The organism is Algoriphagus faecimaris, assembly GCF_900101705.1.
GTDB lineage: Bacteria > Bacteroidota > Bacteroidia > Cytophagales > Cyclobacteriaceae > Algoriphagus > Algoriphagus faecimaris.
Map to the genome: position 1 here is coordinate 1 of NZ_FNAC01000081.1, position 5,101 is coordinate 5,101.

Sequence of the window (5,101 nt, forward strand, 5' to 3'; positions counted from 1 at the left end):
ACCGCACAGCATTTAATCAAGGATTACATTGATTCAAACGCTGTGCTTCAAACAGATAAAAGTACCACCTTCTCAGACCTGAGTGATTGTATTGATGTTCATGTCAGAGAAATCTCTGGTACACAAGAAGGCAATTTTAACCTCAAATGGGTTCATATTGCCATCAGTAACTTAAAGAAACACCTGCAGACATACCATATGATCAGCGAACGAATGATGCAGAACTATCTGGATGAGTTTTGTTACAAGCTAAACAGAAGATACTTCGGTCAAAAACTCTTTGACAGACTCATTATTGCTTCAATTTACCCATACTGGCATGATTGCGGATAATCATAATTTCTTTTTAAACAACTAAAAATCAATTATTTATTGATAAAAAAAATATGAAAATTTAAAAATGGTTCAAATCATCTAACCTAAAACCTGTAACTTCACCTGATGACAGATTCCCAAAAAGAGTTTATGCGAAAAGCGATTACCCTTGCCAAAGAAGGGATGGAAGCTGAAAAAGGCGGCCCTTTTGGTTGCGTAATTGTCAAAGATGGAAAAATCATCGGAAAAGGATCCAATAGTGTCCTGAAAAACAATGACCCAACAGCCCATGCAGAAGTAGTAGCTATCCGGGATGCCTGCAAAAATCTAGGTCATTTCCAACTTGAAGGCTGCGAAGTATATACTTCCTGCGAACCCTGTCCCATGTGCTTGGGAGCTATTTTCTGGGCAAGACCGAGTAAAGTTTTTTATGCCTGCACCAAAGAAGATGCGGCTGATGCAGGATTTGATGATGACTTTATCTACGAGGAAATCAAAGTAGACCCAGCCGACCGGAAGATTCCCATGCTCAATGGAATGCGTGAAGCATCGCAAAAAATCTTTGAGCTTTGGAAGGAGAAGGAGGATAAGAAAGTGTATTGATTTTCTAATTATCCGCAATCATGCCTTTGCCTTATTTTCTTTGCTTGACTGGTTGGAAGACCGATGACCGAAGACCGAAGCTTCCGGATTCTAATCCTTTCAGCAGAAAATAAGCCGTCTTTTTGTCAATACTAGTAAGAAAGCGGCTATCCATAATTAATTTTTAAAATTTAGAATCGAGAGGCTAGAGAAAAGACTTTTTTGAGGAAAACTATAGTCTCCAAAAAACATTTCACACCAATATTTTTTCAAAGAATAAAGGCAAGTTCTTTTGAAGAGTTTTGCTCTATAACCTTCAAAAGCTATAATTCATTCTTATTTTCTATATAAGATCTTTTTCAAGGAATTTTTTAAACTAAGGAAACTATTGTTTTTTCAATTACGTCAGAAATTCCAACAACTCTTTATGTATTTCTTACTTTAACTTTTCCAAGCAAATGAAAAACCTTACAAAACCTTACAAATACTATTAGTATTGGGAATTATTTTTTCTTCCTGTCAAGAAATAGAATTGGCGCCGGCAACCAATATTGGAAATGAAAATTCTGAACTTGAAATTCTTCCACCGCAGCTTGATCCTTCAGGTAGAATCAGTTTTTCCAACTTACCTAGTTTTTCAAATTATTTGGAAAAAAATATCGATCGACCAGTTGAAGAATTGGATCTTTTTGAAAAGAACTTTGTCTCACTTAGGAAAAGAAAAATTCTGCTCGCTGAGTCCAACCCAGAGTTGTTTCGAGTCAATGGAGGGGATTTTGAAGAAGATTCGATCATCGTCGATTAGTTTACAGCATCACTCGTAAATGAAAAGCGGGAACTGATAATCGATGGAAAGGTCGTCCGCTACACGGCCTTTGGAACCTGGGTGTATCATGATGACTTTACGGCTAGAATAGAGGAACTCCTTCCCACCATGACTGACGCACAAATGAAAGAGATCTACGCCACCCATGATTTTGCCGAAGATCCTTTTTACGAAATAGAGCCCGGAATATTCTTGTTTGGTACCACCGAGCAAGCAAATGCCGAAATGGAGCTGAAAACGGTGGATTATTCCAATGCGGCTTTAGCCCCATGGAGTCCTAATCCATTCCACTTTCCATATTGCAATAGAACTACAAATCGAAGAGCACCATATATCCATCCAGGTAATACCTGGAGAGGCTCAGTTGAAATCACCAGTCAATGGGTATTTGAAAATAATCGAAGATTCAGAGCCAAGGCCTGGTCCACAAATTACGTGACGCATGCGACGAGTGGTTTCCATACAAAATTGCAGAGAAGAAGACTTGGTATATGGTGGGCTTCTGAAGCTGACGAGATATCAGTTGCTGTCAGAGGAAAAGTTTACTTTCCATATTTATTATCCGACCCAAATTTAGAAGGATTATATATTCCGATTAAGTTGGATCCATGGCTCTACAATAATGGATTTAGACTAGAACAAACCCAAAATAAAGCAAGCGTAAGCTTTGGTTTAATTACCGCACAGATAGGACTAACTAGTAACCTAAATAACTTTATTAGCTCTTTTGCTTTCTGCGATCCTAACAAAGACTTTGGTCAAAACTCCGGAAGCTTTATAAACGGTAGTTCCAAATTCTGTAAACCCAAATGGAAAGCTGCGAAGAATGTTAAAATAAAAGAAAGTGAATCTTGCCATTATGTCAAAAAAGGCTCCTTTCAAGGTGAATTGCAGATCAAAATGAAATTCAATGACTAAACTTCTGTTACTAATTTCTGTTTGTTGCTTAATTCATACCACTTCTCTCGCCCAAGGAAAGTGGTCCATGGGATTTACTATGGCTAGCCGATCAGAATGGAGACAGTATCAGGATTCTTATCAATACCTATTTAAGGGAAGTGGTCAGGGTTTTTCTTTTGGTGGAAGTCTAGCCTATCAACACAATGAAAAATGGCGATGGGAAACCGGGCTTTTCAGCACCCCATATTCCAGAACTGTTGGAGTCTATTACAACGAACCTGGTTATCGAAGAATGCTAAACAGACCAGTAATGTATGTAAGCTATACAAATACGCTCGAAATTCCACTAAAGGCAATTTATTCCACTCCATTGAAATGGAGAAACATTCAAATAAATGTAGTGGCAGGGTTTAATACCTACCTTTTGGCAGAGAACATCAATAGTCAAGGATATGCTGGACTTCCGGCTATTCCAGTTTCACCTGCACCCCCAACCAACTTGTCAGTTGTATATAATGACCGAAACCTCTCAAAAGTGAATTTTAGCTTGGAAGCAGGAGGTGAGGCATTTTGGAAATTGAGTAAGCGATTTCATTTTATCTACAGACTATCAGGAAGAGTGGGCTTTATAGAGATGGTAGAGATGCAGGGAGATTACCGAACTGGAGATAATCTAACTCTCAGTCCGGATAAAATATATCCATTTCGTGTAGTTTCTAGAGGTAGTGCTTTGCATCATACCTTTAGTCTCCGATTTGTAATGGGAAGAAAAAAATGGAAAGAAAACTGGTGGGAAGATGAAAACTAAACTATTTATACTTGCTCTTTTTGGCTTTTTGACAATAGGTAATCAACTCTATGCTCAAAGTAGAAAAACTGGAAATCCACTAGAGAAAAACGGTCTCAACTATATTGGCTTGGGGCTTGAGGTTGGTCCAACACTTAATCAATTTAGCAAAAGCTACCCCGTTCATTTCGGTCTTCCAGTGAAAGTGTATTTAGGAAGGCAAAAAAAAGGAAGGTTTATTTTCAGAACTGGAATTCATTATTTTCCTGCACCTGACAAGAATCTATCTGCTGATTTAAGAAGTGCTCACTATCTCATTATTCCTCTTGCCATTGGGTACCGAAGAAATTTTCAAGATTGGTATGTAGAAGGATCAATTGGCGCGGCTTCTACCCAATTTAGAAGAACCTATACAGATGATGTATTCCCACCCACAAGAATCTACTATCAAGAAATCAACTATGGGCTGGAGGTGGGGAAGCAACTGGGCAATCTGGACGTAGGAATAGCCGCATACAACACAGGCCCTTTCCCATTGAATATTCTTTGCTTAGGAATCAAAGCGAGCTACAGATTGAAATGGTGAAGCGGGAGGAATCCCAAAAAGTATTCGAGCTATGGAAGAAGAAAGAGGATAAGAAGGTGTATTGATTTTCTAATTATCCGCAATCATGCCTTTGCCTTATTTTCTTTGCTTGACTGGTTGGAAGACCGAAGACCGAAGCTTTCGGATTCTGATCCTTTCAGCAGAAAATAAGCCGTCTTTTTGTCAATACTGGTAAGAAAGCGGCTATCCATAATTAATTTTTAAAATTTAGAAGCGAGAGGCTAGAAGCAAGAAAAAACCCGATCCTCTTGAACCGGGTTTTGATTGATTTCTATTAACTCGGCAAATTTTCAAATCACAAGGGTGAATAGGAAAACCCAACACAAATATCCAATTCAACATTTCCTCCCTCTTCATTTGAAATGGTATAATGGAAGGTAGGACTATACTGATCTCGATTCCTGATCAAGGTATCCACTACACCAGATGGAAGGGAAAACTCATTGAATTGAATATCATGATCCACTTTCCCTTTTAATTTGATCCAAATTGAGTAAATCCCATTATCCATCTTTAGCCCACTGGGAATAGAATCCTGAATTTGGTCTTCAGAAGTAAGGATTGAAGTACACTTCTCATCAGTGGTCCTAAGGCAGGAGGTTATCATAAAGATCACCAAAAGACAAAACATAAAGTTGTTTCTTTTCTGTTTCATATTTAGGTGGATATAAGGGTTTGATTTGCGCCACCTGTTTCGGTCTAATTGCGCCACCTGTTTCGGTTCAAACTGTGCCAGGATAGACGAGCTATTTTCGGTTCGTTTTGTGCCACTTTGAAAGGTCAAGTAATAATCCCCATGTCGTTCTAAAGATAAAACGAGATGGCTAACGTACTTGATCCGATGGATATAAAACAGATTTTCAGTTTACACAGAGATGGTCTGAGCAACAGAAAGATTGCCTTGACCCTGGGTATATCCCGCAATACAATCAACCAGTATATTTCATGGCTTTTGTCATCGGACTACCAGGCAGGTGAACTGCTGTCCATGAATGAGCAGGAGCTCAGAGAGCTTTTCCCGTCAAGGACAACCATAAAAAACAACCGGTACGATTCCCTGATGCGGTATTTTGAGAACAATAAA

Annotated in this window: 7 protein-coding genes and 1 pseudogene; 7 read left to right on the forward strand and 1 reads right to left on the reverse strand. The window is 38.8% G+C overall.

Going from position 1 to position 5,101, the window contains the following annotated elements; genetic code table 11:
- From BLQ57_RS20460 to BLQ57_RS20485, 6 genes are all read left to right on the forward strand, one after another.
- Positions 1-333 (forward strand): transposase (locus tag BLQ57_RS20460; RefSeq protein ID WP_139162781.1); only part of this gene is annotated, 333 nt, incomplete at its 5' end.
- Positions 334-441: 108 nt separating this feature from the next.
- Positions 442-918, forward strand: a complete 477-nt coding sequence (locus BLQ57_RS20465; protein WP_087941480.1) for a nucleoside deaminase — start codon at positions 442-444, stop codon at positions 916-918.
- 475 nt (positions 919-1,393) lie between these two features.
- Positions 1,394-1,702 carry a hypothetical protein gene (locus BLQ57_RS20470; protein ID WP_087941481.1) on the forward strand — a complete coding sequence of 103 codons (309 nt, stop codon included), beginning with the start codon at positions 1,394-1,396 and terminating at the stop codon, positions 1,700-1,702.
- Between the two features lie 129 nt (positions 1,703-1,831).
- Entirely contained in the window at positions 1,832-2,641 is an 810-nt protein-coding gene (locus BLQ57_RS20475) for a hypothetical protein (RefSeq protein ID WP_139162848.1), read from the forward strand.
- Positions 2,634-3,431, forward strand: a complete 798-nt coding sequence (locus BLQ57_RS20480) for a hypothetical protein (protein WP_087941483.1) — start codon at positions 2,634-2,636, stop codon at positions 3,429-3,431. Before BLQ57_RS20475 ends, BLQ57_RS20480 begins: the two co-directional genes overlap by 8 nt.
- Positions 3,421-3,996 (forward strand): hypothetical protein, encoded by a 576-nt coding sequence (locus BLQ57_RS20485; protein WP_087941484.1) that lies wholly within the window; start codon positions 3,421-3,423, stop codon positions 3,994-3,996. Before BLQ57_RS20480 ends, BLQ57_RS20485 begins: the two co-directional genes overlap by 11 nt.
- Positions 3,997-4,312: 316 nt before the next feature.
- Here the strand turns inward: BLQ57_RS20485 and BLQ57_RS20490 are convergent, their stop codons facing one another.
- Positions 4,313-4,672 carry a hypothetical protein gene (locus BLQ57_RS20490; protein ID WP_139162849.1) on the reverse strand — a complete coding sequence of 120 codons (360 nt, stop codon included), beginning with the start codon at positions 4,670-4,672 and terminating at the stop codon, positions 4,313-4,315.
- Between the two features lie 165 nt (positions 4,673-4,837).
- On the opposite strand from BLQ57_RS20490, the pseudogene BLQ57_RS21035 reads away from it, so the two are divergent.
- Positions 4,838-5,101: pseudogene (locus BLQ57_RS21035) on the forward strand (helix-turn-helix domain-containing protein); the annotation flags it as partial.

What these genes read in the sequence shown, in the direction of transcription:
- BLQ57_RS20485 (WP_087941484.1), top strand. Translation starts at nt 3,421, where the DNA reads ATGAAAACTAAACTATTTATACTTGCTCTTTTTGGCTTTTTGACAATA.
- BLQ57_RS20465 (WP_087941480.1), top strand. Translation starts at nt 442, where the DNA reads ATGACAGATTCCCAAAAAGAGTTTATGCGAAAAGCGATTACCCTTGCC.
- BLQ57_RS20480 (WP_087941483.1), top strand. Translation starts at nt 2,634, where the DNA reads ATGACTAAACTTCTGTTACTAATTTCTGTTTGTTGCTTAATTCATACC.
- BLQ57_RS20490 (WP_139162849.1), bottom strand. Translation starts at nt 4,672, where the DNA reads ATGAAACAGAAAAGAAACAACTTTATGTTTTGTCTTTTGGTGATCTTT.
- BLQ57_RS20475 (WP_139162848.1), top strand. Translation starts at nt 1,832, where the DNA reads ATGACTGACGCACAAATGAAAGAGATCTACGCCACCCATGATTTTGCC.